At 58.2% G+C, this 25,658-nt stretch carries 23 protein-coding genes; 10 read left to right on the top strand and 13 right to left on the bottom strand.

Translation table 11 applies throughout. The features are described from left to right. The first annotated feature begins 129 nt into the window (after positions 1-129). Both CA948_RS17795 and CA948_RS13405 read left to right on the top strand, forming a co-directional pair. Positions 130-3,330: an SUV3 family DEAD/DEAH box RNA helicase gene (locus CA948_RS17795; RefSeq protein ID WP_238988593.1), complete on the top strand. Its 3,201-nt coding sequence runs from the start codon at positions 130-132 to the stop codon at positions 3,328-3,330. A 168-nt stretch (positions 3,331-3,498) separates the two neighbouring features. Next, complete coding sequence (locus tag CA948_RS13405) at positions 3,499-4,692, top strand: multidrug effflux MFS transporter (protein ID WP_094195387.1); 1,194 nt, start codon at positions 3,499-3,501, stop codon at positions 4,690-4,692. 6 nt (positions 4,693-4,698) lie between these two features. Here CA948_RS13405 and CA948_RS13400 read toward each other — a convergent pair whose 3' ends face one another. Further along, a complete protein-coding gene (locus tag CA948_RS13400; protein WP_094195388.1) occupies positions 4,699-5,268 on the bottom strand; it encodes a DMT family transporter in 570 nt (189 codons plus the stop codon). A gap of 89 nt (positions 5,269-5,357) precedes the next feature. Here CA948_RS13400 and CA948_RS13395 point away from each other — a divergent pair, with 89 nt between their 5' ends. Both CA948_RS13395 and CA948_RS13390 read left to right on the top strand, forming a co-directional pair. After that, the gene (locus CA948_RS13395) at positions 5,358-6,254 is read left to right on the top strand and encodes a LysR family transcriptional regulator (protein WP_094195389.1); all 897 of its coding nucleotides are present in this window, start codon (positions 5,358-5,360) and stop codon (positions 6,252-6,254) included. 170 nt (positions 6,255-6,424) lie between these two features. Beyond that, positions 6,425-7,399, top strand: a complete 975-nt coding sequence (locus CA948_RS13390) for a FecR family protein (protein ID WP_108728266.1) — start codon at positions 6,425-6,427, stop codon at positions 7,397-7,399. A 34-nt stretch (positions 7,400-7,433) separates the two neighbouring features. On the opposite strand, the gene CA948_RS13385 is transcribed toward CA948_RS13390, so the two are convergent. Then, positions 7,434-8,993, bottom strand: coding sequence for a TerC family protein (locus CA948_RS13385; protein ID WP_094195391.1), 1,560 nt, complete (start codon positions 8,991-8,993; stop codon positions 7,434-7,436). 71 nt (positions 8,994-9,064) lie between these two features. After that, positions 9,065-9,415: a hypothetical protein gene (locus CA948_RS17650; RefSeq protein ID WP_159063888.1), complete on the bottom strand. Its 351-nt coding sequence runs from the start codon at positions 9,413-9,415 to the stop codon at positions 9,065-9,067. 261 nt (positions 9,416-9,676) lie between these two features. Between CA948_RS17650 and CA948_RS13380 the strand changes: the two genes are divergently transcribed. From CA948_RS13380 to CA948_RS13365, 4 genes are read left to right on the top strand one after another with little or no spacing between them, the layout of a single operon-like run. Then, positions 9,677-10,414 (top strand): sterol desaturase family protein, encoded by a 738-nt coding sequence (locus CA948_RS13380; RefSeq protein ID WP_094195392.1) that lies wholly within the window; start codon positions 9,677-9,679, stop codon positions 10,412-10,414. Further along, positions 10,411-11,325: a fatty acid desaturase gene (locus CA948_RS13375; protein ID WP_094195393.1), complete on the top strand. Its 915-nt coding sequence runs from the start codon at positions 10,411-10,413 to the stop codon at positions 11,323-11,325. Before CA948_RS13380 ends, CA948_RS13375 begins: the two co-directional genes overlap by 4 nt. A gap of 14 nt (positions 11,326-11,339) precedes the next feature. Next, complete coding sequence (locus CA948_RS13370) at positions 11,340-13,250, top strand: beta-ketoacyl-ACP synthase III (protein ID WP_094195394.1); 1,911 nt, start codon at positions 11,340-11,342, stop codon at positions 13,248-13,250. Between the two features lie 3 nt (positions 13,251-13,253). Further along, entirely contained in the window at positions 13,254-14,186 is a 933-nt protein-coding gene (locus tag CA948_RS13365; RefSeq protein WP_108728265.1) for a DUF6999 family protein, read from the top strand. A 92-nt stretch (positions 14,187-14,278) separates the two neighbouring features. Here the strand turns inward: CA948_RS13365 and CA948_RS13360 are convergent, their stop codons facing one another. Next, on the bottom strand, positions 14,279-15,121 hold the full coding sequence (locus CA948_RS13360; RefSeq protein WP_108728264.1) for a branched-chain amino acid aminotransferase: 843 nt from the start codon (positions 15,119-15,121) through the stop codon (positions 14,279-14,281). Positions 15,122-15,233: 112 nt separating this feature from the next. After that, positions 15,234-16,340 carry a DUF418 domain-containing protein gene (locus tag CA948_RS13355; RefSeq protein WP_108728263.1) on the bottom strand — a complete coding sequence of 369 codons (1,107 nt, stop codon included), beginning with the start codon at positions 16,338-16,340 and terminating at the stop codon, positions 15,234-15,236. Positions 16,341-16,416: 76 nt separating this feature from the next. Here CA948_RS13355 and CA948_RS13350 point away from each other — a divergent pair, with 76 nt between their 5' ends. Continuing rightward, a complete protein-coding gene (locus tag CA948_RS13350) occupies positions 16,417-17,028 on the top strand; it encodes a TetR/AcrR family transcriptional regulator (protein WP_203226721.1) in 612 nt (203 codons plus the stop codon). A gap of 47 nt (positions 17,029-17,075) precedes the next feature. Continuing rightward, positions 17,076-17,513, top strand: coding sequence for an acetyltransferase (locus CA948_RS13345; protein ID WP_108728261.1), 438 nt, complete (start codon positions 17,076-17,078; stop codon positions 17,511-17,513). 170 nt (positions 17,514-17,683) lie between these two features. Here the strand turns inward: CA948_RS13345 and CA948_RS13340 are convergent, their stop codons facing one another. From CA948_RS13340 to CA948_RS13305, 8 genes are all read right to left on the bottom strand, one after another. Further along, entirely contained in the window at positions 17,684-18,454 is a 771-nt protein-coding gene (locus tag CA948_RS13340) for a fumarylacetoacetate hydrolase family protein (RefSeq protein ID WP_108728260.1), read from the bottom strand. Positions 18,455-18,460: 6 nt separating this feature from the next. Beyond that, on the bottom strand, positions 18,461-19,126 hold the full coding sequence (locus CA948_RS13335; RefSeq protein WP_108728259.1) for an aspartate/glutamate racemase family protein: 666 nt from the start codon (positions 19,124-19,126) through the stop codon (positions 18,461-18,463). 7 nt (positions 19,127-19,133) lie between these two features. Continuing rightward, a complete protein-coding gene (locus CA948_RS13330; RefSeq protein WP_108728258.1) occupies positions 19,134-19,772 on the bottom strand; it encodes a flavin reductase family protein in 639 nt (212 codons plus the stop codon). Position 19,773: 1 nt separating this feature from the next. After that, a complete protein-coding gene (locus tag CA948_RS13325) occupies positions 19,774-21,030 on the bottom strand; it encodes a Zn-dependent hydrolase (protein WP_108728257.1) in 1,257 nt (418 codons plus the stop codon). Continuing rightward, positions 21,027-22,394: a dihydroorotase gene (locus CA948_RS13320; RefSeq protein WP_108728256.1), complete on the bottom strand. Its 1,368-nt coding sequence runs from the start codon at positions 22,392-22,394 to the stop codon at positions 21,027-21,029. Before CA948_RS13320 ends, CA948_RS13325 begins: the two co-directional genes overlap by 4 nt. A 122-nt stretch (positions 22,395-22,516) precedes the next feature. Next, entirely contained in the window at positions 22,517-24,025 is a 1,509-nt protein-coding gene (locus CA948_RS13315) for an amidohydrolase family protein (RefSeq protein WP_108728255.1), read from the bottom strand. Further along, positions 24,022-24,846, bottom strand: a complete 825-nt coding sequence (locus CA948_RS13310; RefSeq protein ID WP_094195406.1) for an ABC transporter permease — start codon at positions 24,844-24,846, stop codon at positions 24,022-24,024. The genes CA948_RS13315 and CA948_RS13310 overlap by 4 nt, the downstream gene beginning before the upstream one ends. Further along, a complete protein-coding gene (locus CA948_RS13305; RefSeq protein ID WP_108728254.1) occupies positions 24,846-25,607 on the bottom strand; it encodes an ABC transporter ATP-binding protein in 762 nt (253 codons plus the stop codon). Before CA948_RS13305 ends, CA948_RS13310 begins: the two co-directional genes overlap by 1 nt. Between the last annotated feature and the right edge of the window lie 51 nt (positions 25,608-25,658).

Raw genomic sequence — 25,658 nt, 5'->3', positions numbered from 1 at the left:
TCAGCACGGTGATGGCATGTATCCTCTGACCGTACCGGAGCAGACCCGTATAATGCTGCTCATGCTGGCTTGAACCGGCTTTTCTGCCCTTCTCGTTCTCCTCTTCCCGTATTTTCAGGTCCCCGCCCTATGGCTGCGCGTCGCGCTTCGTCTGTTTCCGATTCCCCCGTCCCCACTCAAGCGGGTTTGCTGCTCCATCCCCAATGGCTGGATTATCCGCGTCTGGAGGGAGTGGCTCGTCAGGTCGCCAAAAAAGCGCGTTATCAGGACCGGGCAGGCATACGACGCCTGTGGCTGAAAGCCTGGCGCTTGCCGCAGGATGCCGCTTTTTTCAATCAGATCATTGCTGCTGAACTGGGTTTGAAGGATGCGGACCAGCGCCTGCAGTCCCAAGGGGTGCCTGAGGTCGTGATTCGTACCCTGCGTCTGCTCTATCAAATGAGTGCAGACAAGCTGGGGGCGGATGTGTATGAAGCCTTGCGCGAGCAACTGCTTGAACAGCGCGGGCAATTGGCCGGAGCGATTGCTTCCCAGTCTTTGCCTTTAAGCGAGAACTGGCCCGACGCCGAACGCGGGCCGCGCTTGCAGGCTTTGGTACAGGCCTGGCAGTCCTTGCCTTTGGCGCAAACCTATTTGTGGCAGTTGCAGGCCGAACAGCGCGATCGCGATCAACGTGCCCAGCGCTGGGAGCAGGCTCAGAAAGAACGTGAGCAAGCCCGTCAAAAAGAACAAAACGACAAGCAGCGCAAGTTCGATCAAGCCCAGGCGCGGTTGACCGCCTGGCTGAAAGAGCAGGGTTGCGAGCCGCAGCGCATCACCCTGGAGGCCTTTGAGGGCCTGCAAGCCGGTGAACCTGCCCACTGGTTCATGACCGTGTATGGCCGCAATGCCAGTGCCGCTGTCTTGACTCAAGAGTTCAAGCTGGATGCCGAGCAGCAGGAGTTTCTGTTGCAGGCCCAAGCACAACGTCAGGAACGTCAGCGCGAGCAACGCCAGCAGCGTTGGGCCTGGGAGCAGGAGTGCATCGGTTCGGAAGAAACCATGGCCTTGCTGGGTATTACCCGTCAGGAATATGAGTTGTGGCTGGCTGATCGCCGCTTGCCCAGCACCAAGCTGGAAGTGCGTGGCGGAGCCGCTGGCGGGCGTGATCGTATTGCCCATCATCCGGATTTGCTGGTGGCCATTGACCAGAACCAGATTGAGCAATGGCGCGATCAGCACGCCAGCACCTTGAGCAATCGTGAACGTGTGCAGTATCAGCGCGCTGCTGACCGTGCTCGCACGCAATGGCGTCAGCAACAAGTGCTGAATCAGATCAAGACGCAAGAGGCATGCGATTACGACATTGATCCGGAAGATCCGCAGCGCCTGTGGTGGCACAAGGATTTGTGGCTGGCCGTGAATGTGTCAGTGGCGGGGGAGCGCCAGCACTGGCGTGCCAATGTGCGTATGCAGGCTGCCGTGCCTTTGCCACGTACCGGCTCGGAGCTGGACAGATTACCCGCCCGTGTCACGGTCTTGTTCAATACGGCGGCTCAAAACCGTCTGTCCCAGCGCTTGGAAGATTCGCTGGAGGCATTTTTGCAAACGCAGCGCCCCTTGATTGATGGCTCGTCCTTCCTGGAGCTGGCCAAAGCCTTGCGCATGGCTCTGGAAGAGGGCATCGAGCAAAAGGAAATTGAAGCTGGAGATTTTGAGAAACGCCTGCTCAATGGCCCGGTGCGTCGCATTCTGGAAAGCGTGGAGCAGCAACGTGCCCAGGATTTGATGCGCCTGGGCGATTTCCCGGAAATGTTCAGCCTGGCCCGTGGCATACGGCGTCATCTTGTGTTCCGTTTGGGGCCGACCAACTCGGGCAAGACGCACGAGGCCTTGGAAGCCCTGATGGAAGCCCGGTCCGGCGTGTATTTGGCGCCGTTGCGACTGCTGGCCATGGAAGTGCGCGACCGCTTGATGAATGCTGGTATCCCCTGCAATCTGGTGACGGGTGAAGAGCGCGTGATGGTGCCCGGTGCCCAGCACACTGCCTGCACGGTCGAGATGATGGACCCCACGATGGAAGTGCGTGTGGCCGTCCTGGACGAGATTCAAATGCTGCAAGACGAGCAGCGTGGCTGGGCCTGGACGGCCGCCTTGGTCGGTGTGCCAGCCCGTACTTTGTTTGTCTGTGGTGACGCATCGGTTTTGCGTCCGTGCGAGCGTCTGGTGCGCTCCATGCAAGAGACCATGGAGCTGGAGTTTACCGAACGCAAAACTCCGCTGGAAGTCATGCCTTATCCGGTAGACCCGCCGCGTGCGACGGGCAAGCAAGGGCGTCAGGAAGCGCCGTGGCGGGGTCGTAAAGACCGTCAACGCGAGGCTCAGGGCGTGTCCAAGGGCGATGCGGTGGTGGCCTTTACCCGTAAGGACGTATTGACGCTAAGCGCCCGTTACCGCGCCCAAGGCTGGAAAGTTGCCACGATTTATGGCGCGCTGGCTCCTGAAGTGCGCCGTACCGAGTCCGAACGCTTTTCCCAAGGCGAGGCCGATGTGCTGGTGGCGACCGATGCGATTGGCATGGGCTTGAACCTGCCGATTCGCCGCGTCTTGTTCTCGACGGTGCACAAGTTCGATGGCCGCTCCATGCGTGCCCTGAACGCAACGGAAGTGCGCCAGATTGCCGGACGGGCAGGCCGCTACGGTCTGTACCCCAAAGGCTATGTGGGGGCGATGGACAAGCAGGACCTGAATCATATTCGCACCCAATTGCAGAGCGAAGCCCCCAGCGTGGATTTGCGCTTGCCTATTGCACCCAGCCCTGAGCACGTGCAGGCGCTGGCGTCTTTATTGGATAACAACAATATTGGCGCAGTGCTCCAATATTTTGCGCAAAAAGTGGCCTCTGACAGCCCCTTGTTCCAGACAGCAGGCTTGAAAGACGCTATTGAACTGGGCTTTTGTGTAGACCGTCTGGCACCCAAGCTGGATCTGCGTGAGAAGTTTACCTTTGCGTGTGCGCCGGTGTCTGTGGATAAAGATACCGAGCTGGATTACTTCAAGCGTTGCCTGTCCGCCTATGTGGCACAACGCCCCATGGCCTTGCCACCGGCTCCGTCCTGGCTGAAATCTGCCAGCCCCTCCCGTCTGGAAGATGCCGAATTGTTGAGCAAGCAGATCAGCCTTTATGCCTGGTTCAGCATGAAGTTCCCGCAAGTGTTTGACCAGGGTCCGTGGTTGCCGGAAGTGCGCTCTCAAGTCAGCCGCTTTATTGAACGCAGCCTGCTGCATCAAAGCGGTTTTGGGCAGACCAGCCGCGAGGCTTATGGGACACCGTCGCCGGGCAGACGCTGAGTTGTCTTAGTCCTTACCGAGCGAGAGCAGAAACAGGCGGGCTTAATCCAGCTTATATCGTTTGATACACTACGCCTTGTGCGGATATGTCCGTACGGTCCGGTTAAGGGGTACCATGCCCCTATCCCTGCGCCAGTTCTGGCGCCCTCCTGTTTTCCAAAGCTATCTATGAATTACCGCAAGCTGACCTTGGTGTTGGCGGCGTTGGCGATGCTGGGGCCTTTTGCTACCGATGCCTATCTGCCGTCATTTCACCGTATCGGTGTTGAATTTTCCGTTGACCAGTCAATGGTTCAGCAGACCTTAAGTCTGTATCTGTTTGGTTTTGCCTTCATGAGCCTGTTCTGGGGCATGTTGTCCGACAGTTTCGGGCGGCGTCCCGTGATTCTGGCCTCCCTGATCCTGTTCTTGATCGGGTCCGTGGGCTCGGCGCTGGCCCCTAGCTTTTCCTGGCTGTTGTTCTTCCGTTTGATCCAGGGCTGTTCGGCTGGTGCGGGGCGGGTCGTCGGTCAGGCCCTGGCGCGCGACTGTGTACAAGGGGTGCAGGCCCAGCGTTTGTTTGCCCACATCACCATGGTGTTCAGTTTGGCGCCCGCTCTTGCTCCGGTAATGGGAGGCTATTTAAGCAGCTATTCGGGCTGGCGTTCCGTGTTCTGGATGCTGACGGTACTGAGCATCGGCCTGATTGCGCTGTGTTGGCGACAACTACCTGAAACCTTGCCTGTGGCATCGCGCCAGCCCTTGAAACTGTGGGTCATTTTGGCCAATTATGCACGCGCCTTGAGCAATGGCCGGTTTGTGCTGGCCATCTCGGCCATTGCATTCGCTTTTGGTGGTTTTGCCTTGTACATTTCGTCAGCGGCCAGCTTTGTGATTGGTGTGCTGGGTCTGACAGAAACCGCCTTTGCCTGGCTGTTCCTGCCCTTTATTGGGGGTATGTTGGGCGGCTCCATTCTGAATGCTCGCTTTGCCGAAAAATTGGCCCCGGCACGCATGATTCGTCTGGGCTTGTCCATCATGCTGGCTGGTGCAACCTTTAACACCGTGTATAACCTGCTGTTCCAGGCTGAAGTGCCTTGGGCGGTGATGCCTATTTTTGTGTACGCCTTTGGCATGTCGATGGCCTTGCCAGGCATGACGGTGGTGACCTTGGGCACCTTCCCCACCATGCGCGGTCTGGCTTCCTCGGTACAAAGTGCCTGGCAAATGCTCTTGTTTGCCACTGTTTCTGGTGTAGTGGCTCCGCTGTTGTTCGACAGCGGCCTGTTGCTGGCCTTGGGCATGTTGTGTGCGGCTGCCTTGTCGGCCGGGTTCTGGTGGGGCAGCCAGTTCCGCTCCAAATCGACCAAGGCTTGCACCTAAGCGGGCTCAAGAGCGGGTGCTGCTTTTAGCGCCTGCACGGTGAGCAAGACTTGGATTGCCTCGCTGAGCGCCACTGTGATCCGCAGTGGCGCTTTCATTTTCAGCCGCTGCAGGCACGGATGGCGTAAACCATTGCACCAAGCCCATGCCAGCCAGAATCAGCAGCACGCCCACGATGCGTCCCATATGGACAGGGCGCGGGGTCAGGCCCATCAAGCCGTAGTGGTCGATCAGCATGGAGCTGAGCATTTGCCCGGCTACCACACAGACAATAAAGCTGGCCGCGCCCATGCGTGGCGTCAGGATCAGGGCGGCGCTGATGTAAATCACCCCGCCAATACCACCTGTCCATACCCACCAGGGGGCATGTGCCAGTTGTGCAGTCAGGGGAGCGGGGGCGCGCATCAGCCAGATTGTTGGCAGCACCAGCGCCGCACTGATACAGAGTGAGACCAGTGTTGCCCATAGCGGATGCCCCAGGACTTTACCCAGAACGGCATTGCTGGCGGCTTGAAACGGCACAGCCGATCCGGCAAAGACAGCCACCAACATACTGAATAAAACGGTACCCGGCATAAGCGCATCTCCCTAAGAATCAAAGCTCTATCTTGCACTATTCGTAATTCTTATTGAAATTAATAGTGTGCACAGTCATTATTCGTTCTATGAATGAGCTACGCCGTATAGACTTGAATTTAATGCTGAGCCTGCATGCCTTGTTGACCGAACAGCATGTGACGCGGGCTGCCAGGCGTTTGCATAAAAGTCAGCCCGCCGTCAGTCATGCTTTGGCGCATCTGCGCCAAGTGTTCAACGATCCTTTGCTGATACGTCGGGGTTCCCGCTTGGAACCAACCGCGCTGGCCTTGCAATTGCAGCGCCCGCTGGAACAGGCTTTAGAGCAATTAAATGGTTTGCTGGATACGGGCGGTTTTGACCCGGCCAGCGAACAACGTGAATTCCGTCTTGCCATGTCGGATTACGGTGCACAAATCGTTTTGCCTCCCTTGATGCGCTGCCTACGGCAAGAAGCGCCGGGGATTCGCTTGGCGGTCAGCCAGGCCAGCCGGGAAGCCATGTTGGCGCAGTTGCACGATGGCGAGATTGATCTGGCCCTGGGGGTGTTTTCGGAAATCCCGGCCAGTCTGCAGGCGCAGACCTTGTTTGAGGAACATCTGATCTGTATTGCGGATCGGGCCAGCCTGGCTGAGGGGCAAGCGCCCGCTTTGGCAGAATGGTTACAGCGCCCGCATGTACTGCTGGCCATGCGTCCGGGAGGGGAAAGTGAAGTCGACAATGTCTTGAATCGATGCGGTCTTAAACGGCAAATCGTGTTGTCTTTGCCGCATTGGAGTGCTGCCGCTCAAGTACTGGCTGGCACGGACCTGATTTTGACAGTGTCCAGCCGCAGTGCCGAGCATCTGCGCGAGCAGGCCGAACTGGTGTTTTTCCAGCCGCCGCTGCCTATTCCCTCGGTATTGTTTCAGCAAGTCTGGCATAGCCGTCGCCATGCCGACCCGGGCCATGCCTGGCTGCGTCGGCAGATGATGCAGTGCTGTTAGCACTGGACTTTACCCTTTATGACTGCCTGTGGCTTGACGGTAGGGCCTGCAGTTTCCGACAATTTACGCTTGCCCTTGAAATTTAATTTTTATCCGTTTAAACGGATAGGCAAAACGTTTTGGATTGCGATTTTCAGTCCTTGTGTCGTGCTTTTTGAATTGATTTGTTGATGAACCCTGCTAATGCCGTGAATCTGGATGAAGACACCTTGCACAAGGAGGCACGAGCCTGGGTCAGCCGCCTGAAAACGTCCTCGCTGACCTCTCGTCAGGCTCGGGAGTTGCGTCGTTGGTGTGGGCGCAGCCCGTCTCATGCGGCCGCTTTCGCCCACGCGCGCGAAATGTGGGATGCCACACCTCAAGACCGTGAACAATGGCTGCGCGAGGCCAAGTTGATGAAAAAACGCGGTCATCAGCCTTTGCGCCGTGCCTTGCTGGGTGGTTTGCTAGTGGGGGGTGGACTGTATTTGCTCGCCAAACCCCCTTTGCAACTGTGGCCCTCCTTGGCCGATTTACGTGCTGACTATCGCACGGGTGCAGGCGAGCAGCGGCGCGTCCAACTGATGGACCATGTTTGGCTGGATATGAATACCCGCAGTCGTTTGAATGTCAGTGACGACCCACATTTGGGCAGGGTTGTGGCCCTGCTGGATGGAGAGGTGGAGGTGCGTCAGTCCGAGCGGTCGGCCTCGGTAGCTACGGTGTTCGCTGGCGCAGGCTCCATTCAGACTTTTAATGGCCGTACCAATATTCGCTATCTGAATGGCCAAACTCAGGTGACCTGTTTGTCCGGCAGTGCGCAGGTGGACGTTGGCGGGCAAGGCTATCGTTTGGGGGCCGGAGAGCAGTTGGTGTATGGACGCCATGCCATCAGTTCGGTGCAGACGGTTGCAGCGGAGAACTTGCCGTCCTGGCGGCAGGGCCGATTGGCTTTTCATGAGCAGCCCTTGTCACAGGTGCTGGCTGAGCTGAACCGCTATTGGGCAGGACATTTGATTTTGCGAGACGCCACGTTGGGCTCTGTATTGGTCAGCTTTGCGGTCAGTCTGGATAACTTGCCCGAGGTGCTGGAGGTCTTGCAGCAGGTATACGGCGTACAGGTGATGTGTTTGCCGGGTGGAATTGCTCTTTTGAGCCGTGCCTGATTGAAAATGGCCCGCTGTGAAGCGGGCCATTTCTTTACTCTTGTGTCTGCGCGGGTGTTTGCAAACGGCTGACGTGTACCGTTGCAATACGACGCTGGCTGACTTCGGTGATCTCAAAGCGCAAGCCTTCGGCCTCAACAACGGTCCTTACCGTAGGTAGGGAATCCAGACGCTCCAGCAAGAAGCCGGCTACGGAGTTGAAGTTGCTGTCTTTCAAGAGCAAATCGTCTGCCTCTACCGCCTGGGCCAGCAAGAGCAAGTCGGTGCTGCCGTCCACCTGCCACAGATTGGGGCCAATTTGCTGAATGGCGGGCTGTTCGTCCTCGTCGGGGAACTCACCGGCAATGGCCTCGAGAATGTCGATAGGGGTCAGCAGACCTTCAATTGCCCCGTACTCGTCAGTGACCAGCACGAACTGGCCATTGGACTGCTTGAGCATGGCAATCGCGCTAAGGACATCCGTGTGCTCGTGCACGATGATGGGTTCGCGCAAGTCTGGCCACACTTTCACCTCGGGGTAGTTGTCCAGATCGGCCAGCAAGTCCTTGGCGCGGGCCACACCCACTACCTGGTCCAGATCGCCCTGACACACCGGCAGGAAGCTGTGCGGAGTCGCGCGCAATTGCTGGCGCAAGGTGTCGGTGGAGTCCTCGATATTGAGCCAGGTAATTTCCTGGCGAGGAGTCATCAAGGAGCGGATCGGGCGTTCTGCCAGACTGAGCACACCGCTGACCATATTGCGTTCTTCGGTGCGGAAAGTCTGCTCATTGAGTTCCAGTTGGCCGTCACTACCGCCGTCGTCCTTGTCTTGATTCTTGCGGTTGCTGAGCATGCGCAGCACGGCTTCAGCCGTACGGTCTCGCAAAGGGCGGCGCGATTGTGAGCGCAGCAGGCTGCGGTGGGCAATCTGGTTGAAGAACTCGATCAGAATAGAAAAACCAATGGCCGCGTACAAATAGCCCTTGGGAATCTTGAAGCCCAGGCCTTCGGCGGTCAGTGTCAGACCAATCATCAGCAAAAAGCTCAGGCACAGTACCACCACGGTGGGATGGTTGTTCACGAAGGTGGTGAGCGGTTTGGAGGCCCAGATCATCAAGGCGATGGAGATGATCACGGCCGTCATCATCACGGGCAGTTCGTCTACCATACCCACGGCGGTAATGACCGCATCCAGGGAGAACACGGCATCCAGGACCACAATTTGCGCCACGACCACACCAAAGCTGGCGTAAGCCTTATTGGTGCTGGCGTGGTGGCTGCCGCCTTCCAGGCGTTCGTGCAGTTCGCTGGTGGCTTTGAACAGCAGGAACAGACCGCCCAGCAGCAAGATCAGGTCCCGGCCTGAAAAGCTGAGTGGTCCGATAGAGAACAGCGGCGTAGTCAGGGTGACCAGCCAGGAGACGATGGTAAGCAGACCCAGGCGCATGATGAGCGCCAGAGACAGACCGATCAGGCGAGCACGGTCGCGCTGATGCGGAGGGAGCTTATCGGCCAGAATTGCGATAAAGATCAGGTTGTCGATGCCGAGAACAATCTCCAGCACCACCAACGTTAATAAGCCGACCCAGATGCTGGGATCGAGTAGCCATTCCATGATGTTGTCCTGTTAGACAGATAAATAAGTGCAAAAAAGCAAAAGAGCAGCGCGCGCAGGCACCTCAGAGATCAGAGGCGCGGTGGGCGATGCTCGGGGGCGAATTCGCAGCAAATAGTGGGTAGGGAATAAGCTGGGCAAGCCGTCGGCCAGGCATGCAGCCAAAAAGACTGAACCGGATAAGGCAAAGGCGTGTCTGCATGATCGGCGTACTGTTGCATGGGCGTATGCGCCAGAATGGCGCTGAGCTGCTGCAAGGGATGATTCCCGGAGGAGACGCGATGTTCCACAGACTCGGCTGCATCGGATTCGTGTTGAACGAATAAAGCCGATTGACCACCTTGCACGGTTGCGTGGTAGTGGGAGCTGTAAGCCTGCAGGGGAAGGATAAGAAGTAAGACGACGACGAACCAGCGTCTCATAGTGTCTAAAGGAAGTCGGTGACGAGTCAGTATATCGTATGCGGGCAGGTTCAAGACAAGTGCCTGATCAAGTTCTGTGTCCCCGAAGGGCGCGTTCAGTCTATCAGGCTCTGGAGAAATCCCGTTATGATTAATCTGGGCTGGCGCACGGTGGTATCACAAGGGTGGGCAGTCCAAATGTGAGCAATTAGTAACCAAATTAACAAACGTAATCGTTCTGAGCGCGCTAGCATGAGCGCACTTTGTTACGTAGAGAGTGGAATGGGGCAGGCTTTTCAGGCCTTGAACGTCTGGCAGGTCATGGGCGTGGGCTTATTGTTTTTCGGCGGCATTTATTTGCTGTTCGCATTGGGCACTTTGGCGCTGACGCGTTGGCTTTGTCCTGCCTTGGGGTGGGGACGTCCCTTGGACACACGTCCTTTGCGCCCTGGGCAACTGCGCCGGGAACTGAAGCAATCCGGTACGGCCATTCTGATCTTCGGCACAGGCATGATTTTTCCCTGGGGCTTCTTGCAACTGGGCTGGGCGCATTTGACGCCCGATGCCAGCGCGACCCGTATTGCCCTGGAAATTCTGGCTCTGGTGATCTGGAACGATGTGCACTTCTGGATCAATCACCGCCTCCTGCATACCCGTTGGTTGCGCCGGTATCATGGCCCGCACCATTCTTCCGTTGTGGTGACGCCGTTCTCTACCTACAGTTTTCACCCGCTGGAGTCGCTCATGCTGGGCAATGTGATCTTGCTGCCCATGGTGGTGCATGACTTCAGTTTTTGGTCGCTCTTGTCCGTGCCTTTGTTCAGCCTGTTTTTCAACAGCATCGGCCACTCCAATTACGACTTTTTCCCCCATGTCTCCAGCCGCAACTGGCTGGCAGCCAGCCGTCGTCACCAGCGCCATCACGCGCAGTACAACGGCAATTATGGCTTTCAATTCAGCTTTATGGACCGCCTTTTTGGCACCCGCTTGCCCGATCGCCCCCAGGAGGCGCGCGGATGAGTGTTGCCTGGCGTTTGCGTCACCCGCGTGATTGGCAAAGCCTGTTGTACCTGATTGCCTACCCTGTGCTGGTGGTCGCGCTGTGGCGGGGCGGTTTCTCCTGGATGCTGTACGGCGTGCTGCTGTTTCTGACGCTGGGCATAGGCGTTATCAACCACAACCATCACCATTTGCGCATGTGGCGCGGCCGTCTCCCCAATCGCTTGACGGATTTCTGGCTGACTCTGGTACAAGGCCACCCCGCTTGCGTGTTCTGGCCTGCGCATGGACGCAACCACCATCGCTACAAGCATGGTGAAAAAGATGTGGCCCGCACCTACCGTTTCTGGCGGGGGGACACCAACGACACGTTGGGCTGGCTGATGCACCCCTTTGAGGCTGTGCCTGCGCTGTACCCCACGATTTTTAGCTGGCTGGGCAGCTTGCGCCGGCATTGGCCGGGCGTCTGGGCCTATTGCATGGCGCAATACGGTGTGTGGCTGGCGAGCTGGACGCTGGCCTTGGCGCTGGATCCGTGGAAAGGTTTTTTGTACGTCATCGTGCCGCAGTTGCATGGTTTGCACTGGCTGCTGACCACCAATTATCTGCAGCATGCCCATGCTGACGGCAGTCATGAGGGTCGACATGGCGAACAGTTGGCCTATGCCCGCAATTTCGAGGGCCTGGTCAACCCCTTGCTCTTTAATATCGGCCTGCATGTGGCCCACCATGAACATCCGCGCACGCACTGGTCCGAGTTGACCGGGCTGCACGACACTGAATACCGAGCCCGCACCCCGGACGTCTTGAACGAAGGGGGACTGGTGCCTTATATGCTGCGTGTTTTTGTGCTGGGCCTGTTTGTGCCTCGCTACCGCAGCCAATCCTTGAACGCCGTGGACCAGACAGAGTGTCGGCGTGATTGCGTGTAATCAGGAGTATTTCTATGCCCGTGGCCTTTGAGCACGTTGTTATCCATCAGGCCCAGTGGTTTATGCCCGGCGAGCCGGTCGATAACACCGCCATGGATAACTTTATTGCCCCCTTGAATCGTATTTCGGGGCGTATCAAGCAGCGCATTCTGGCCGAGAACGGCATTCAACAGCGCTACTACGCCATTGGTGAAGATGGCAGTACGCGTTGGAGCAATACGGCTATGGCCGCTAATGCCATTCGCCGTTGCCTGGAGCAGGCGGGTTTGAGCATGAGCGACATTGGCCTGCTGGCCAGCGGCTCATCAGGGGGGGATTTGCTGATGCCCGGTTTTGCTAATGCGATTCAAGGGGAACTGGCGGCCCCCCCGCTGGAAGTGCATTCCGTACACGGGATTTGCGCCGCAGGAGTCACGGCTTTGCAGACGGTTGCCCAAGGTATCGAGTTGGGGGCGCATCGCCATGGCATGGCGGTGGCCAGCGAAATGCCTTCGCGCCTGTTTCGCCGCTCGCGTTTTGCATCACAAGATTATCAGGCAGACTTCGACGCGCATTTTTTGCGCTGGATGCTGTCCGATGGCGCCGGTGCGGCTTTGCTTAGCCACCAGGATCAGGTGCTGCCTACCACCCAGCCCGGCGTGCGTTTGCGTCTGCGCTGGATTCATCAAAAATCCTTCTCGGGTGATTACCCCGTTTGCATGCAGCTAGGTGCCGCCCGCGACTCCACGCGTAGCCATCTGGATTACGACTCCTGGGCCGACGCTGAGCAGGCCGGTGCCTTGTCCCTGCGCCAGGACATTCGACTGCTGCCGCACTTGTTTGACATCGGCATTCACGAGTACGTGAAGCTGGTGCGCGATGGCTGGGTCGACCCCGAGCGCATCAGCCACTTCCTGTGCCATTACTCGTCCGAAAAATTCATGCCTGTAGTGGCCGATTTGCTGGAGCAGGCTGGCCTGGGTATCCCGGCCGAACGTTGGTACAGCAATCTGCGCTGGCGCGGCAATACAGGAGCCGCATCCATTCTGATCATGCTGGCCGAGTTCATGCGTGATCGGACCTTGACGCCCGGCGAGCAAATCCTGTGTTACGTGCCCGAGTCGGGCCGCTTCATGACGGCCTACATGCTGCTGGAAGTGGAAGCCTGCGATGCGCCGGCCCCAACCGTGTCCTACCCGTCTGCCAAGCAAGCGGTAGCTGCGTCCTGCGAGCAGGTGGATATTGCTCCCCCGCACGATCCGGCCACGGCCCCGCAAGGCTTGCGCGATTTGCTGACGCAATTGGCCCCCATCTGGCATGACTATCGTTCCCAAGTGTGGCGTACGCCTTTGCTGCGCAGCCTGCATGATGGCTCGATTCGCATGCAGGACTATCAAAAGTGGATGGCAGACTGGATTCCCCAAGTGCGTGAAGGGGCCAAGTGGATGCGCGAAGCCTGCGACTCCTTGTCGCCCACTTACGCACCGCTGGCCGAGCTGATTCGTCTGCACGCAGGCGAAGAGCAGGACGACTTCAAGATTCTGTTCGAGGATTATCAATATGCGGGTGGCACCGCGACCGAGATCGAGCAACTGACTCGTAATCCCGGTGGTCAGGCTCTGAATTCTTACCTGCATGCCTTGGCGGCCAGTCAGGACCCGATTGGTTTGCTGGGGGCGATTTATATTATTGAAGGCACAGGCCAACGCATTGTGCCCGCTTTGTTGCCCCTGCTGAAATCCTCGCTGTCGCTGGAACCGAATATGTACCGTTTCCTGCACTATCACGGCATGAACGACGAGCATCACCTGGCCCGTTGGCTGGTGGCGGTGGAATTGGCTCTGGATTGCGATGAAACAGGCCGCGCCGAGCAGATTATTATTGAAACCGCACGTCGCACTGCCGCCCTGTACCTGATGCAGTTCCAATACGCGAAAGAGTGTTAAGTCATGGATCAAATCCCGGATTTTTTAAGCAAACCGCATGACCCGCAGGATCCCAATCCCTGGCGGGCCCTATATCTGGATCGCAGCACGCCCCTGCCTGACGAGGTCAAGCAGGCCTGGCTGACCGACTCCAGTTCCTCATCGCGTCAGTATCTGCTGCCGTTCTTGCGGCCATTGGCACGCCTGATGATTGTGCTGATTCAAGTCGTTAAAACCTTTTTGCCACGCAAATGGTCGCACTCGGGCCTGCTGCACCGCATTCTGGTGTGGGGCCTGAAGCGTTTTGTCTCGCCACAGGCCAACTGGCTGATTCTGCGCCACTTCCATCTGGGTTCACAGGTGCTAGCCTTTATCGCCGCCAACTCGCCCACCCAGGTGCCGACTTCGCCGCTCACGCCCATGAACATCGACGAATTGCGTGATCACACTTTTGTGAAGCACGATTTGAATCTGTTCAATTTCGTGATCCGGCTCAATCAGTCCTTGCGGGACAATAATCAGGAAATCGGCCCGCCGGAGCGGGTGGATTTTTCCATGATTCAGCCCGTGCCCCTGGCGCTGGACGATATGCCGCGAGGCCCGCTGAACAAGATGGACCTGCAAAGTGCCATCGAACTGTTCACGCCCTTGTATCAGTTGCTGCTGACCGATAACGACTTCTGGCGTGCGGCCAATTCCTTGCAGTTGGACGAGACGATCGGGATTTATGCTGCCAAGATCCTGCAGGCGCCCGAGCACCTGATTCTGCTCAACAATGGCCATCCTTTGGTGCCTATGTCGACCTTGCGAGCAGGCTACCGCTTGGTGCTGCACGGCTTGTCGACCGAGATGCTGCATAGCCTGCTCAATCAGATGAAGCAGGCACAAGCGCAAGCAGAAGGGGACCAAGCGCCGGATTTGGGGCAGGGCGATAGCCCGGTTTCTCCCGTCGTATAAAAATAAAAACGGCTCAATAATGAGCCGTTTTTCATTGGGCGCACTGCCTATTTTTCAGTAATGTAGGTGGCCGCTTGGCTACCTCTTGAGACTTAGTTGCGCTCGGTATAAGCCATGTACAGCTCGCGAGCACGGGTCTCAACCGGGCCGTGCGCATAGTGGCGATCGTCAATGCGATTGCAGTGCAGGACCTTGCCGTAATTGCCGGTACTGAATATCTCGTCCGCATCCAGCACGTCTTGCGGTGTCAGGCTGACTTCACGTACGTCAAGGCCATCGTCGCGCAGCAGTTGCATGACACGTCGGCGGGTAATGCCGTTCAGGAATGTGCCGTTTAGTTCGGGCGTCAGCACGACGCCGTCACGCACAATCCACAAGTTGGCGACGGCAAACTCGGCTACCTTGCCTTTGGAGTCCAGCACGATGGCGTTGTCAAAACCCCGTGCGCTGGCATCGCGCAAGATACGTTGGGTGTTGGGGTACAGGCAGGACGCCTTGGCATCGGTGGGAGCCATGGAGGGGTCTGGGCGCAGGAATTCGCTGAACGTGGCGCTAAAGCCGCTGTCTTCCGGCATGGGGGATTCAAAAATATGAATGGCCAATTGGCTGGTGGCTGGATCGGGCTGGATGAAACCGCCGGGCGCGAAATATAGCAGCTTGATGTAGTAATCCGTGGAGTGGGATAGTTTTTTCAGGCCCTCATGCACCAGGTCCACGGTTTGCTGGGGCGTCATCACGGGTTCCATACCCAGGGTGATGGCCGAGCGGTTCAGGCGCTCACAGTGCAGATCCAGATCCGGAGTATGGCCGTGGATGGAACGGGCACCGTCAAATACGGTCGTGGCCATCCAGAAAGCATGATCTGTGGCGCCAATCAAAGGCGCGCTGGTGTCGCTCCATTGGCCATTGGACCAAGTGATTTCATTGTTACTCATGGGACATCACTCCTGATTTTATTGTGGCGTAGTGGCAATTCATTTTTGCCGTCCTCGTATTTCCAGTACACATAATAGAGAGCAAAAAACGATTTGGGGTGGTGTCAGCGTGCTATCTGATTTTTTGGGCACCGTAGGTGATGCGTCGTAGCACCGCTTCCAGCGGGCCGCGCCCCCAGTGCTGGGCAATCAGGCCCGTCAAAATCATGGCCAGCAGAGCCAGTGCAATGGCGATTGGCAATAGTGCGGCATTGCCAAAAACATCAAACAGATTCAGGCCATAGCTGCTAAAAATCAGCCCGGCCAAAATGCCTTGGGTCACATAGGCGCTCAGCGAATTGCGGCCTGCTTCAATCAAGACATTGGGCAGTCTGAACCATTGCCCGCAGCGCAGCAATAGATAGAGATACACGGCTGACAGCATGGGGGCACCTATCGCAATGCTGAGCAGGCCAATCAGTCCCATCAGGTTGGTTTCGTAGGCCACCAGGGCGCTAAAACAATTGATGGCCAAAGCCAGCGGCAAGAGCCAGGGCAGGGCGCGTCCCAGCTTGTGTTGTCCTGCACTACGATGTGTAAAGAAATTGCTTTTGGCTGCAGCCAGTCCCAGCAACATGGCTCCGAACGCCAAAGGGCCTTGATACAGGAACATGAAAGCGAAGGCATTCGGCCATTCTTTCAGGCGCGCCAGCGTGGCTTCGGAGAAGGCTCCACCCAGGGAGTAAACCGGGGCCATGTCCTCTGTACTGGAGAGCAGGTAAACGATCAGTCCAATACTGATAATTTCTATCAGCACCATCAGCAAGGCGACCTTGACCAGCCCACGCGCAGAGAGCGTGCGCAGCGGCCAGATCAGCACACCCAACACCGAGTAAAGCAGCAGGATATCGCCAGTAAATACCAGGGTTGCGTGCAAGCAACCCAGCACGGCCAGGCCGAGCATGCGACGAAAATAACGGCGGCTCAGGGGAACGCCAGCACGTTCGGCAGAGCGTGCCTGGATTTCGATGCCCCAGCCAAAAATCAGCGAGAACAATAGGAAAAATTTGCCCTGAAACAGGAATTCGATCAGGAAGGCAGCGGTATGGTCATAGGTGGTGGAGATGTTTATCGGGTCACTGTCGCTCAGTGCCAGATAGGGCAGGTTCACGACACAAATGCCAATCAGGGCAGCGGTGCGAATCAGGTCGATGGAGGAGTTGCGAGAGGCCGAAGACATAGGTGTTTATTGTTTGAGCGCTTGTTCAATGTCATAATATTGAGCGATTGCTCAATGTGTCAATAGGGGACAGGTGATGAGTGAAAAAGAAGACAGTGCCACGCGAATTCGACAGGCCGCTGTCCAGATTTTGATGGAAGTGGGGGTACGTGCTGCGACCACCCGCATGGTGACCGAGCGGGCGGGGGTTGGCCGTGGGCTGTTAAACCATTACTTTCGTTGGTCCGAATTACGGGCTGATGCCTGGGGTGAGATTTTTGACCAGTTGCTGGATCAGGAGGCGCAAGCCTCGCAAGAACCGCAGGCCTTGATGGAAAGTTACCTGAACAGTGCCTTTGAACAGAACAATCGCATTTACTGGTTCTTGTGGCTGGAGGCTGCCGACCTGGCCAAAACCGATGCGGCACTGGCGGTGGTGATGACACGGGTACAACGCCGGATGCTGGAACAGTTGGCCTCCTACCTGAGACTCGGGACCGAACAAGGACTGTGGCAAGCGCCCGATCCTGAAGGTACCGCGTTGCGGCTGTCCGCCTTGTATGACGGCCTAGCCAATATGTTGCTGACCCAGTCCACGCAACTGAGCCCGGAACAAGCCGAGCAGCATTTGCGGCGTCTGTTTTTTCTGGAAACCCGGCCGATTTCGGTGAGCAGCGCAGGCCAGGCAGAGCCAGTGCGTGGTTGTTAGGCGTGATCCCCCTGCTGTGAAAACCAGATGGACCCGAAAAGGGAAAGATGATGAATATTCGCCATTCGCGCCCGGAGGACGGGCAACGTGCTGTTGAAATCTGGCGCAAGGCCGTTGATGCTACACACGACTTTTTATCCGCTCAGGATCGTCAGGACATTGATGAACTGGTCTGTGGTTTTCTGCCCCAGGCCAGCTTGTGGTTGGCGGTGGACGAGGCCGACTACCCGCTGGCTTTCATGCTGATTGACGAAGGCCATATGCAGGCCTTGTTTGTGGACCCGGACAGCCGGGGAACGGGTATTGGCAAGGCTTTGGTGCTGCACGGCTTGAGCCTGCATCCCACCATGACCACCGATGTGAATGAACAGAATGGGCAAGCCGTGGGCTTTTACGAAAAAATGGGCTTCAAGCGTACTGGTCGCTCGCCTGTGGACGATCAGGGCAGGCCTTATCCGCTGATTCATCTGCAATATCAGGCTTGATGTGTATCGCATGGTCTGATGCTTGGGTCTTTGTCTCCCAAGGCCCGTCACTATTGGCAAATCGGCTTTGCACGCGGCATTCCCTGCAACAGCAGTGCAGGGCTTGTGCTGCCTGATGAGAGGCTCTGTCAGGCAAAGCCAGCGCCGTTTTGGACGCTGGCTTTGTGCTTTTATGCACAGATAAAGTCCAGCTCACCGATCCCGTGAATGGCGGCCTGAATCCGGTCGCCGGGAGCGGCATACAGCATGGGCAGGCACGTGCCCGTAATGATGACCTGACCCTTTTGCAGCCCGCCAAGATGGTGGCTGCCCTGATTGGCCAGCCAGATCAGCAGCCGTGTCAGCTCGCCGGCCGGATTCTGGTTCGGGCCTTGCAGCGCGGGCTGTTGGCCCACTTGCAGGCGCGCCCATTCAGGTTGCAGCAGTGTCATATCCTGCGCGGCGATCCCTTGCGCCTGATGGACCAGCGCACCGTGGCTGGCCAGGTCGGCCAGGGTGGATAGACGACCCACGGTGTCACGCTGCACAAAACGGGATTCGACAATCTCGACTGCCACACAAACCTGGCTGATCGCCTGCCAGATTTGCTCTAAGGAATAGGGTGTCTGGCCGGGTGGCAAGTCCTGGCCCAGAATCAGGCCGATTTCCACTTCTATGCCTCGCAAAGACAGGCTTTCAGCGGCAGGTGCATTGGGGCTGGCGTAACGAAAGCGTTGGGGCAGGGGGGCGCAGGTAGGCGGGGCTACGCTATTGGCCGCGCCGACTTTCCAGCCACCTAGGGGGCCCAAGGCGTCCATTTGCATGGCTTGAACGCGATAAGCCTGATCAAAAGACACAGGGCGCAGCGCCTCGGGCCAGTCCTCGATAGGGCGATTCTCGTATCGTGCCTGAAGCAGCCGCTGCGCGGTTGCCAGACAGCCGGATTGCAGAGGGGCGTTCATCAAGGTTTACCAGCCTAACAAGCAACGGCCCAAGGCAGCCGCAACAGTGGCCTGCGTAGGCTCCACGACAGCAATGCCCAAAGCCTGTTCCAACGCCTCGCGCTGATTGGCCATACCAGCACAACCCAGCACCACAACGTCGGCGCCGTGCTCATCACGCAGGCGTTGGCCCACTTCCGTCAGGCATTGCAGGGTTTTTTTCTCATCAGCCAGTTCCGACACGCCCATATTGATAGCCAGATCGGCTGCCAAACGGTCCGTCACACCCATCGCGCCAAAGTAACGCAGGTGACGCGGGATGGAGGTCTGCAAAATGGACAGCACGCCAAAGCGTTGGCCCAGCGACAAGGCGGTCAGCACGCCGGTTTCGGCAATGCCCAATACAGGCACATTCACCGTTTCGCGCAAGGTGTACAGGCCGGGGTCGCTAAAGCAGGCCACCACATAGGCAGCGGCGTCTTCTTTGACGCTCAGGGCCTGGGCGCGCAGGTGGGGAATCAATGTGTCGATATCGGTTTGGCTTTGTACACCTGCCGGGCCTTGAGGCAGGCGCAGGCAGGAGATGGCCGGGCCATCAGACAGACGCAAAGGCTGGACAGCACGGTCCAGGCCGTCCGTTACGATCTGGCTGGAATTGGGGTTCAGAACGTAGATATGAGGGCGACGGTTCATGATGTTGTTATGTTTGGGTGGGCGGTGGCCCGTTTGGGTGGCTTAATTTTTCTGACTGAAAGCGGCCCTGCAGGCCGACATACCAGTCAGAACCATGCAGGCGCCCGATCGGGTCGTACGCGTCTATATCAATGCGCCCTTCAGGCGTCAGGATGGTGTTATCGCAGTGCATATGCAGAATTTCGCCAATGACGATATGGCGTAGCGGGCCCAGGTCCAGCGCGGTGTGCAAACGGCACTCAAACTGCACTGGGCATTGGGCGATACGGGGCGGCTGCACCTGCACGCTGGGGGCCAGATCCAGGCCCGCTTGCAGATGCTCGGCCTGCCCGGTCGGGTAGGCAATGCCGCAGATATTCATGGCGTGTGCCAGCTTGGCACTGATCAGGTTCACCACAAACTGGCCGGTGGCCAGAATATTGCGGGTGGTGTCCTTCAGGCCATCGGCAGAGTGCGCATCGTTTTCCAGGCCCAGTGCCAGCACGGCAGGCGCTGAACCCATCACATTGAAAAAGCTGAAAGGGGCCGTGTTCACGCGCCCCTGCTGGTCACAGGTCGTGACCAGGGCAATGGGGCGCGGCAACACGGTGTTGACCAACAAGCGGTAGCGTTCGCGTTCGCTGAGCTGATCACAGGACCAGTCCATGTCAGTTCCTCTGGTCCAACATGACAACGGTCTGATACAGAACCCGCGTACCGTCCAAAAGCTGCTCGGAAGTAATGGATTCTTCGGGGCAATGGCTGCGGCCATTCAGGCAAGGAATGAAGATCATGCCCATGGGGCCGCTGGGTGCCATGTACACCGCATCGTGACCGGCTCCGCTAGGCATGACCATGCTCTGGTATCCCAACGCACTGGCGGCCTGCTCGATAATGTTCATCACATCCGGCGTGCAGTCTGTGGGCTTGGCCAGGCTGACTTGCGCCGCGTCCAGACCCAGGCTCATGGCCTCGATTTCCGGGCGCAGCTGGGCCAGCAGTTCTTCGGTAAAGTTCTGCATCAGCTCCTGACGGTCGCTGCGTACTTCCACCATCATTTCTACGCGTCCGGGAACGGCATTGGAGGCGTTGGGCGTCAGGTTCAGGTTGCCAATGGTAGCGACCAGATAGTCTGGCCCACCCAGCGCACGGCGAGCCTTGCGGTCCACTGCATTGATGATCAGGCTGGCACCGACCAGGGCATCACGGCGGATGTCCATGGGTGTGGTGCCAGCATGGTCTGGACGACCCGTGATGATGATGCGGTGGCGGCAAATGCCCACGATATTGCTGACCACACCAATGGGCAGATTGCGTGATTCCAGCACCGGCCCTTGTTCGATATGCAACTCGACAAAAGCGGCAGTATCACCGGGTGCACGACGGGCCTGGGCCAGTTCCTGGGGGCGGCCACCGATACGGGCAATGCCTTGTGCCAGTGTTTCGCCCTGTGGATTGCGTTCGGCCAGCATGGCCTCGGACAGAACTCCGCCCATGGCGCGGCTGCCTACGCAGGACACGCCATAGTCGCTAGGTTCCTCAGACAGAAAATCCACCACTTCAAAAGGGTGGTCTAGCTGGATGTTCTGCTCGTTCAGGCAACGGGCGACTTCCAGCCCGGCCAGCACGCCGATAATGCCGTCGTAGCGCCCGCCATACATCACGGTGTCGCAGTGCGAGCCGGTCGTAATCGGTGCCAGACCGGGCTTGCGTCCTTCGCGGCGACCGATCAGATTGCCGGCGGCATCCACGCGTACTGTCAGGCCCGCTTCCTCGAACTGTTTCAGCAGCCACTGACGCGATTGCAGAAACAGATCGGAGAAGGCGCGACGGGTCCAGGGCTGGTCGGGTAGCGTGAACGCGGCCAGCTCCTGAGTGCTGCGCCATAGACGCTCCTGGTTCAGCAAGGGCATGGCCAGACTCATGACAGTTCGCCTGCTTTGTGCGGACGGATGAACTGACCGTCGCCCGCCGCGTTACGCACGGTTTTGCCGTCCCAGGCCAGTTGGCCGCGCACATAGGTGGCTTCCACACGTACTTGGAACTCGCGGTCCTCGAAGGAGCTCCAGGTCACGGCGGACAGGCTGTTGGACGGGTCAAAGCGGTAAGTTTCGGGTTTGACGATCACGATGTCGGCATCTGCACCTACATTCAGCGAGCCCTTGCGGTGTTCCAGCAGAAAGTGTTGAGCAGGGCCCCAGCACAACTGTTTGACGACCATGGTGGGAGAAATGCCGTGCTCGGCGCAGCCTGTCCAGAAGGCGGGCAGCAGGGTTTCCAGACCAGGACCACCGGAGGAGTTCTGGAACACATTGTCAAACTGCTTGCGCTCCAGGCCCCAGCTCACGTGGTCGGAGGACACGAAGGTACATTCGTCGTTGGCAATGTGGGTCCAGAGCAGATCCATTTCCGCCTTGGGGCGAATCGGTGGGTAGTGCTTGGTCTTGGCACCGAAGCGGCGGGTGTGCTCTTCGTGGTTCAGCATCAGGTACTGCACGCAGGTTTCAATCGAGGCCTTGTGGCCTGCCTGACGGTACATATTGCAGATTTCAAAACCGCGCGACAGGGACACGTGCACGGCGTGGGCACGGGCACCGGTCTGGGCACCGATTTCGTAAATAGCGCTGGTGGCCAGGTTTTCGATCAACGGTGTGTGGGCGCGCAAGAATGCGTCCCAGCCCGTATCACCAGCTTCGACCATGCGCTTGATGTTCTTGCGAGTCAGTTCCTGGTCCTGGTTGTGCACACCGCAAGCCAGGCCGGAGGGGGCGATCAGGCGGAAGGCTTCCATCAGGATGTCTTCTTCCACGCGCGGGAAGCGGTTGGGGCTGGCTTCAAAGGTAGAGAATTTGAAGCCGCACACGCCGCCTTCAATTAGGCCTGCCGCCGCTTCCAGACCATGCTGGTCGTTCAGGGTGCCGTAGCAGGCCACGTCCACGTGGCAGTCACTTTCAATGCGGGCAATCTTGTCTTCCAGCTGCGGGCGGGAAGCAACAGGTTCAGGATCGTCGTAAGGCATTTCCACCATGGTGGTCACGCCACCGGCGGCGGCCGCACGCGAGGCCCAGCCCAGACCTTCCTGATTGGCTTGGCTGCCGGAGTGCACCTGACCGTCCAGCACGCCGGGCATTACCCACATGCCACGCGCATCCACATGCTCACGGGCCGAAGGAGCCGCGCCAACGCCACGGGCCGCTACTCGGCCTTCACGCACGGCCAACCAGCCGTCAGTGATGATGCGGTCGCGCTCAACAATATTTCCTCGTACTACCAGATCGAAGTCGCTCATTATCTTCCTCCTTGGATGGCTCGGACCCGCGTATGTCGCGTGTCCGTAATCGTGTTCGTTTCTATGATTGAAGCAAATTCAATCATGAATGTCGTATGCCTATTTATCGGTAAAACATAACGTCACGTTAAGTCTTGCTTGGAGTGCGCCCAGCGCTGTACGTGATAGCGGTCATGGCCCAGGCACAGGCAGAAAGAGCCCACCGCCTTGGCCAGTTTTTCCGTGATGTGACGCTTGTCATAGGTGTTGCGCGTGATGCGTTCCTGGGCCTGCTCCACTTGCTGGCGCAGGTGCGGCATATTCACTTGGGTTAACTGTCGGTCGCGCACGGCAAACTGGCCGTCGACCATCACATGGCGCAGCGCCAGGCCGTCTTCCAGATGCACTAATTGGTTGACCGTGTTGTTACGCGGAATCCAGTTGATATGGCCCAGATCCAGAAACACGATGTCGGCCTTGCGGCCCGGTTCCAGACGCCCCAACTGCTCGCCCATGCCCAGACAGCGGGCACTGCCCTCCGTCGCTGCATACAGCGCTTGTTCGGTTGTGACCCAGCGTTCCGTATCCGGGCCGCGCACCTTGGACGAGAAAGAGGCCAGACGCATGGCTTCGTACATGTTCTGGTTATCGCCACTGTTTGAGCCGTCCGTGCCCAGGCCCACGGTAATACCGCGTTCCAGCATGGCGTTTACATCGGCAATCCCATTACCTAAACGCATATTGCTGCCGGGGTTGTGGGCCACCATGGCGCCGCGCGAGGCCAGAATGTCCAGATCGCGTTCGTCCAGCCAGATGGCGTGCGCCAGGGTGAAGCGGGGCGAGATCAGGCCCAGCGTGTCCAGATGCTGAACAATAGTGGTGCCATAACGCTTCATGCCGGTCAGGGCTTGCACATAGGACTCGCCAACGTGGCTGTGCAGGCCGATAGTGCGTTCTGCGCTGATTTCACCGCAGGTTTGCAGGAACTCGTCCGAGCACAGCATGGGAATGGTTGGCGCCAAAGCCACGCGAATGCGCTCGGGGTTGCGCTGCTGGTCCAGAAAGTCTGTCAGACCCGATAGCGTGGCCCGAAACGACTGGGGTGCCAGTTGGGCCACAAACTTCTGCAGTTCTTCCGGCAGGGCGTCGATCAGGCCGGGCACGGATTGGTAAAAAGACAGGTCCGCCATCATGGGGGCGACGGTGGCCCGCATACCGGCATCCATATAGGCCTGGGCGACGGCATTCATGCCTTCCGCCGTGGGGACGGGGACCTCAGAATACAGGTCGTAGCTGGCGGTACAGCCTTTGAGCAGCATTTCTGCCGCGTTTAGCTGCGTGCTCAGGTACTTGTCTTCCAGATGACGGTCGCCATTGATCCAGGGGCCTGCTGTCAACAACAGTTCCAGTGACCAGCGATCCCCCATGGCCTTGGCATAGGTGCCGTGGCCGTGGGTGTGGGCGTTGATCAGGCCGGGATGCAGCAGTTGGTCATCCGCTTGCACTACCGTGGTGTCAAAGGGGGCGGGCAGGCCGGGCGGTCCCATGGCTTCGATCACGCCATTCTTGATCAGAATGTCCAAAAGCTCGGCTTTGGCGTGAGCGTGAGCCAGCACCAGGCCCCCACGGATGACCGTATAAGGGGATGTCATGATCCGCTCCGATTGTCTTTGATTGCCCAAGGGAACAGGATGCGTTCGGCGGCAGAGATCACCTGGAAGAACACAATACCCAGCACCGACAAGATGGCCATGGCGCCAAAGGCCACTGGCGTCTTGAAGAAGGCGGTGGAGGTGGTGATCAGGTAGCCCAGGCCTTGGTCGGCCGCTACAAACTCACCCACCACCGCGCCGACGACGGACAAGGTGATGGCGACCTTCAGGCCCGAGAAAATAAAGGGCACGGCAAAGGGCAGACGGATACGGAAGAACTCTTGCATACGGGTGGCACGGCAGGCACGGACCAGCTCGATCAGCTCGGGCGGGGCGGCCAGCAGGCCAGCGGTCATGGAGATCACCAGCGGGAAAAACGCGACCAAAAAAGTCACCACGACACGCGGCAGCTCAGTAGGTCCAAAGATAATCACCAGAATCGGGGCCAGGGCCACCTTGGGGATGGACTGAGTCAGAATCAGCAGCGGGTAAATCGCCTGCTCGAAAAAACGCGAGTAGGTAATCAGCACGGCCAGCGGGAAGCTCACCACAATGGACAGCAAAAAGCCCAGCATGATGGTGCGCGTGGACACCAGCGTGTGCATCAGCATGGCCTCTTTCATTTGCATGGAATCGGCCCAGATGCGCGAGGGGGCAGGCACCAGGTATTCAGGGATATCAAACAGGCGGCTGGCCAGTTCCCACAGAATGACCACGGCAATCAGGGTGATGGCCGGGACGGTAATTTCATTGAAATCGCGCAGGCGCAGTCGTCGCTTGCGCACGGGCGCGGCGACCAGGGTTTGAGTTTGCTCGCTCATCAAGCCACCTCGTGTTGGAAAATAAGTTCACGCACGGCGGCGGCACAGCGTGTGAATTCCAGCGTGCCCACCAGGGAAAAGTCGCGTTCGCGGGGCAGGTTCACATCCAGAATTTCGCTAATCTGGCCGGGGCGTGGCGACATCACCACAATACGGTGGCCCAGCATGACGGCTTCGGAAATCGAGTGCGTCACAAACACAATGGTTTTGGGGTCTTCGTACCAAAGGCGCAGCAGTTCCAGTGTCATGGTTTCGCGGGTCAGCGCGTCCAGTGCGCCGAAAGGCTCATCCATCAGCACCACTTTGGGGTTGTGGACCAGCGCGCGACAAATGGCCACGCGTTGTTGCATGCCGCCGGACAATTGCTTGGGGTGATGGTGCAGAAAATTGCCCAGACCGGCGGTGGTCAGCAGGCGTGTGGCGCGGCTGCGAGCCTGATCATCCAGCCGCCCCATGATGCTGGAGGGCAAGAGCGTGTTGTTCAGAATATTGGCCCAAGGCACCAGGGTGGGAGCCTGGAACACAATGCCGGTGTCCTGACGAGGGTGGGCAACGATTTCATCATCGATGCTGACGGTGCCGCTGGTGGGCATCAACAAGCCTGCAATCAGGCGCAACAGCGTGGATTTGCCACAGCCCGAGGCGCCGACGATGGCAATGATTTCGTTGTCCTGGATGTCCAGATTGATTTGTTTCAGTGCCTGAGTCTCGCGCTCGGTATGACGACCGTAGATCAGGTTCACGTCTTGAATGCGTATCACAATGCGCTCCTAGGCGCGCGCTGACCCGCCTGGGCCAAGCCAGTGCGCGCG

Origin of the sequence: Alcaligenes aquatilis (genome assembly GCF_003076515.1) — a bacterium.
In the GTDB taxonomy this organism is placed as follows: domain Bacteria; phylum Pseudomonadota; class Gammaproteobacteria; order Burkholderiales; family Burkholderiaceae_B; genus Alcaligenes; species Alcaligenes aquatilis.
Note: the sequence above shows the minus strand (reverse complement) of the source record. Positions and strands in the feature narration are given on the sequence as shown.

Coding starts and splice junctions, on each gene's coding strand:
- CA948_RS17795 (WP_238988593.1), top strand. CDS start 130: ATGGCTGCGCGTCGCGCTTCGTCTGTTTCCGATTCCCCCGTCCCCACT.
- CA948_RS13405 (WP_094195387.1), top strand. CDS start 3,499: ATGAATTACCGCAAGCTGACCTTGGTGTTGGCGGCGTTGGCGATGCTG.
- CA948_RS13400 (WP_094195388.1), bottom strand. CDS start 5,268: ATGCCGGGTACCGTTTTATTCAGTATGTTGGTGGCTGTCTTTGCCGGA.
- CA948_RS13395 (WP_094195389.1), top strand. CDS start 5,358: ATGAATGAGCTACGCCGTATAGACTTGAATTTAATGCTGAGCCTGCAT.
- CA948_RS13390 (WP_108728266.1), top strand. CDS start 6,425: ATGAACCCTGCTAATGCCGTGAATCTGGATGAAGACACCTTGCACAAG.
- CA948_RS13385 (WP_094195391.1), bottom strand. CDS start 8,993: ATGGAATGGCTACTCGATCCCAGCATCTGGGTCGGCTTATTAACGTTG.
- CA948_RS17650 (WP_159063888.1), bottom strand. CDS start 9,415: ATGAGACGCTGGTTCGTCGTCGTCTTACTTCTTATCCTTCCCCTGCAG.
- CA948_RS13380 (WP_094195392.1), top strand. CDS start 9,677: ATGGGGCAGGCTTTTCAGGCCTTGAACGTCTGGCAGGTCATGGGCGTG.
- CA948_RS13375 (WP_094195393.1), top strand. CDS start 10,411: ATGAGTGTTGCCTGGCGTTTGCGTCACCCGCGTGATTGGCAAAGCCTG.
- CA948_RS13370 (WP_094195394.1), top strand. CDS start 11,340: ATGCCCGTGGCCTTTGAGCACGTTGTTATCCATCAGGCCCAGTGGTTT.
- CA948_RS13365 (WP_108728265.1), top strand. CDS start 13,254: ATGGATCAAATCCCGGATTTTTTAAGCAAACCGCATGACCCGCAGGAT.
- CA948_RS13360 (WP_108728264.1), bottom strand. CDS start 15,121: ATGAGTAACAATGAAATCACTTGGTCCAATGGCCAATGGAGCGACACC.
- CA948_RS13355 (WP_108728263.1), bottom strand. CDS start 16,340: ATGTCTTCGGCCTCTCGCAACTCCTCCATCGACCTGATTCGCACCGCT.
- CA948_RS13350 (WP_203226721.1), top strand. CDS start 16,417: ATGAGTGAAAAAGAAGACAGTGCCACGCGAATTCGACAGGCCGCTGTC.
- CA948_RS13345 (WP_108728261.1), top strand. CDS start 17,076: ATGATGAATATTCGCCATTCGCGCCCGGAGGACGGGCAACGTGCTGTT.
- CA948_RS13340 (WP_108728260.1), bottom strand. CDS start 18,454: ATGAACGCCCCTCTGCAATCCGGCTGTCTGGCAACCGCGCAGCGGCTG.
- CA948_RS13335 (WP_108728259.1), bottom strand. CDS start 19,126: ATGAACCGTCGCCCTCATATCTACGTTCTGAACCCCAATTCCAGCCAG.
- CA948_RS13330 (WP_108728258.1), bottom strand. CDS start 19,772: ATGGACTGGTCCTGTGATCAGCTCAGCGAACGCGAACGCTACCGCTTG.
- CA948_RS13325 (WP_108728257.1), bottom strand. CDS start 21,030: ATGAGTCTGGCCATGCCCTTGCTGAACCAGGAGCGTCTATGGCGCAGC.
- CA948_RS13320 (WP_108728256.1), bottom strand. CDS start 22,394: ATGAGCGACTTCGATCTGGTAGTACGAGGAAATATTGTTGAGCGCGAC.
- CA948_RS13315 (WP_108728255.1), bottom strand. CDS start 24,025: ATGACATCCCCTTATACGGTCATCCGTGGGGGCCTGGTGCTGGCTCAC.
- CA948_RS13310 (WP_094195406.1), bottom strand. CDS start 24,846: ATGAGCGAGCAAACTCAAACCCTGGTCGCCGCGCCCGTGCGCAAGCGA.